Genomic DNA, 2101 nt, shown 5'->3' on the forward strand with positions numbered 1-2101 from the left:
TGGCAGCGGCACGAATGGCCAGGTGATGGGTATGGTCTGAAGCGCCTGGGCTGGTAAATGTGTCTTCTTGGCGTAGAACTGGCAGCCTTCGCATGTTCGCACGATTCGCTCGGCATCTGCGACGGCTGTGGGCCAGTAGAATCCTTGCCTGAAGGCCGACCCCACCAACGATCGGGGCGCCGCGTGGTGACCGCACACCCCGCCATGGATGTCCTTCAGCAGCGATCTCCCCTCCTCGTTGAGGATACAGCACTGAAGAACACCATTGTGGCCTCGACGGTACAGGTTGCCCTCGATTATCCTATAGGACTTGGCCCTTCGGACGAGGCGTCGAGCTTCTGTTCGTCCAGCTGGGAGGGCCCCATCGACGAGCCAGCTTAAGAAGGGTGTGCGCCAATCCCTTTCTGGCTCAGGTGGGTCTTCCAAAGGCTGCTCTTCCTCGAGGTCTGGCCCTTCGTCAGGGTCGGACACGATGGCCACCACTACCCTCGTTTGGTCGGGACTTCCCTCGGGGCCGAGCAACTGTCGGGGTTCGGCCCCAAGGAAGGTGCTTCATCATTGAAGTTCACTGACGGCTGATGCTGGTCGTCTGCGAACACACCAGGCGGGACTGGCTGTCGCCAGGATGCAAGCTTGGCTAGCTCATCGGCCGCCTTGTTGTACTCCCGTCGGAGGTGGACGAAACCTAAACCCTTGAACTTCTCTTGCGCCCTGCGCGCGGCCTCGCAGTAGACTGCCAACTTTGGATTGTAGCACTTGGCGTCGCCGTTGACCTGATCAACCACGAGCTGAGAGTCACCGCGAGCCTCCAGCCTGTGGATGCCTAGCTCCTTGGCTATCCGTAGCCTGGCGAGCAGGGCTTCGTACTCCGCCATGTTGTTCAACGCGGGGAAGTGAAGCCGTATGGCGTAACGCATCATCACCCCCATGGGGGAAATGAAGACGACCCCGACCCCTGACCCAGTTCGGTTCTGAGCTCCATCGAAGTGGAGGACCCAGTATTCAAGGTCAGCCGGGGCTTGGGGGAGCTGTGTCTCCGTCCATTCAGCGACAAAATCTGCAAGGATTTGAGATTTGATTGCTGACCTTGGCGCGTAGGAGATGTCGTAGCCCATGAGCTCGAGGGACCACTTGGTGATTCTTCCCGTCGCCTCCCTGTTGTTGATCACCTCTCCTAACGCGTGCTCGGTGACGACGGTGACACGATGGGCGTCGAAGTAGTGTCTGAGCTTGCGCTTGGCGATGAGGATGGCGTAGATCATCTTCTGGATGTGGAGATAGCGTGTCTTAGACTCGGTCAACACCTCGCTGATGTAATAGACCGGGTGCTGGATCTTCAGGGCGTGTCCTTCCTCTTCGCGCTCCACCACGAGGACGGCGCTCACCACCTGAGTGGTCGCTGCCACATACAAGAGCAAGTGCTCCCCCTCGCGTGGAGGCACCAGGATAGGTGGCTTGGTGAGCATGTGCTTGAGCTGGTCGAGCGCCTGCTGGGCCTCCACGTTCCACTCGAAGCGGCCGTCCCTCTTCAAGAGCTTGTAGAGGGGAAGCCCTCGCTCACCTAGGCGTGACACGAACCGCCCTAAAGCAGCGAGACAACCGGCAAGCTTCTGGACATCCTTAACGGAGCTAAGCGGCCCCATGTTGGTGATGGCTACTATCTTCTGGGGGTTCGCCTCGATGCCTCTGGCGGAGACGACGAATCCCAGGAGGAGGCCCTTTGAGACCCCGAACACGCATTTCTCTAGATTGAGTTTTACGCAGTTCGCCCGGAGGCGATCGAACGTGGCTTCCAAGTCTTGGACTAGATCGTCCGCCAGCTTGGACTTGACTACGATGTCGTCCACGTAGACCTCGACGGTTTGCCCGACGAGGTCCCCTAAACACTGGTTCATGCAACGCTGGAACGTTGCACCAGCATTTTTTAGCCCGAAGGCCATCGCGGTGTAACAGAATACACCACAAGGGGTCACGAAGGAAGTGGCCAGCTGGTCGGATTCCTTGAGCGCAATCTGGTGGTACCCGGAGTAAGCGTCAAGGAAACATAGGGCTTCGCACCCAGCGGTAGAGTCTACGACCTGGTCGATGCGAGGGAGGGGAT

At 58.9% G+C, this 2101-nt stretch carries 1 protein-coding gene; it reads right to left on the reverse strand.

Features of this window, described 5'->3' with window-relative positions; all coding sequences use genetic code 11:
* Positions 1–482 precede the first annotated feature (482 nt).
* The coding region (locus tag FA727_RS25585) for a reverse transcriptase domain-containing protein (RefSeq protein WP_136833901.1) at positions 483–2101 on the reverse strand (1619 nt) is incomplete at its 5' end.

Source organism: Robertmurraya kyonggiensis (genome assembly GCF_005116465.1).
Taxonomy (GTDB): domain Bacteria; phylum Bacillota; class Bacilli; order Bacillales; family Cytobacillaceae; genus Robertmurraya; species Robertmurraya kyonggiensis.